Genomic DNA, 1337 nt, shown 5'->3' with positions numbered 1-1337 from the left:
TTACACTAAATGTGTGTTCAAAAATGCATACACACAGTAAAATCCAAATTTATTGAAGATAAAATAATGATTAATTCAATATTGCAGATTAGTGAATCTGTAATAAATGAGTCATTTGAATCCACAAACAATGTATTTGATGAATTCAGATTATTCACATCTAGTTTATTTTCACAGATTATAGATTGGATTGTAGTAGTTTCACAAAGTTTGTTGAAATGACCAATTTTCTAAAATTATGACTAGGCGTTAAACCCCCCATGAAAATTACCGTCTTTAGGCATAATGTGATATTTTCAAAAATAGGCATTTAGAGGGGGGGTGTAACACTTGTGCCTAGATACAAAATGCAAACATCAAACCACCAAGATCTCTCAGCTAAACATATCTAAACTATTATCATCATGCGTAAAAGCTAAACCCCTATTTTTTGTGCAAAAAATAAAGAAAAAAGAGAGAATATCTCTAATTGCAGTTGTTAGCAAACCAATTTGATAATTCAACGCCACCTACTACGGAAGCATTTGTAGCACCATCTTGGTTTGTGTTGGCTTCATTCCAGATATAATCACTGTATGGGAATTCATCAATATCTAATCTGAAATCACCACCAGTATTGTGGTCTCCAATGAATACTAACGCATCATCTCTAGTACCATCACCTAGATCTTCACAAAGTAATTGTGAATCAGATTTTGGTCCAATACATACTGCATCAAGTGAAGTCAAATCTTCTGGATCTAGGAATATCGGAGTCAGATCAAATGCAAGACCTTCAGTACCTGGATTTGAACCAGTGTCAAAGTTTCTTTCACCGTCAGCAGATAATGCTGCGACATATGGATTTGCGCCTAATGCAATACCTCTTGCAATCAAGTTATTTCCTGCAACATTTAGTCTATCAGAAGGATCTGTCCATGTCAATTCACCAACTTTAAGATTTGATGCACAGCGGTCATCAGCAGCAGGCTCTACAACATGAACATGCCATTCTGCACCACAACCTTCTAGACTGCTACATAATGCAGCAGGTCCTGGAAAGTCAATAACTGGAGATGCAGGAGTTGTTTCACCTTGAATTTCACTATCGTAAAAACCGGCATGTGATGTAATTGCAATTGCAGTACCAGCATCGGTCAAAATTGCATACCCACCAAAGGGCTGAGTTTCTACTTTGCTCTCAAGTTGGAATCTAAGTTTTGAGATTTCACCTTTCTTTACCTTAACTTCAGTTTGTTTAATGGGGGTAATTGCATCTGCAATTGCAGGAAATGCAATAGCCATTGTCAAAATTGCAGCTAAGGTTAGTCCTAAAAGAACTGTTTTAGTCATTGGTA

Annotated in this window: 1 protein-coding gene; it reads right to left on the bottom strand. The window is 36.4% G+C overall.

What is annotated here, in order from left to right; genetic code table 11:
- Positions 1–465 precede the first annotated feature (465 nt).
- A partial coding sequence (locus BD31_RS09275; RefSeq protein WP_048097642.1) for a hypothetical protein occupies positions 466–1337 on the bottom strand: 872 nt, incomplete at its 5' end.

Source organism: Candidatus Nitrosopumilus salarius BD31, from assembly GCF_000242875.2.
Classification (GTDB): domain Archaea; phylum Thermoproteota; class Nitrososphaeria; order Nitrososphaerales; family Nitrosopumilaceae; genus Nitrosopumilus; species Nitrosopumilus salarius.
Note: the sequence above shows the minus strand (reverse complement) of the source record. Positions and strands in the feature narration are given on the sequence as shown.